At 36.9% G+C, this 471-nt stretch carries 1 protein-coding gene; it reads left to right on the top strand.

Annotated features, from left to right (window positions below; translation table 11 throughout):
• Positions 1–414 (top strand): hypothetical protein (locus tag ACLFKU_RS44115; protein ID WP_410853442.1); only part of this gene is annotated, 414 nt, incomplete at its 5' end.
• Positions 415–471: the final 57 nt, after the last annotated feature.

The following is a 471-nucleotide window of genomic DNA, read 5'->3' as shown; positions in this document are numbered from 1 at the left end:
GCTTTAGGTAATGCCAAAAGGAATTATATTGACTGTCGTGATGTAGCAGCTGTAGCAGTCAATTATCTACTAACAACGGAGGAGGTAAAACAGCATTCAGTTATTTTGGCAGGCCCGCAAGCCATTACAAATATAGAAATGGCAGAAAAGCTTTCTTATGTAACCGGTCGCAAAATAGAATATGTAGCTATTACACAAGATGAGCTGTTTAGTCAGCTAACAAAGAAAGCAAAGCTACCGGAATGGCTGGCCTTACATATCGTAGAACTCGATGATTTAGCGATTAAGGTTCCGGAACCTGAGAGCGATACTATTACAAACTTAATTTTAAGAAAACCGCGTATCATGGACGAATACCTACAGGAATCCAGGTACCTTTTTAAAAGAAAACCATTATGGAAAATCTTGTTTTAATTATGAAAAATATTGGAAAGCATTACTCTTTTAGAGTAATGCACAGCATATAAACAC

The organism is Paraburkholderia sp. EG304, assembly GCF_046543485.1.
GTDB lineage: Bacteria > Pseudomonadota > Gammaproteobacteria > Burkholderiales > Burkholderiaceae > Paraburkholderia > Paraburkholderia youngii.
This window is presented reverse-complemented; position numbering and strand designations above follow the sequence as displayed.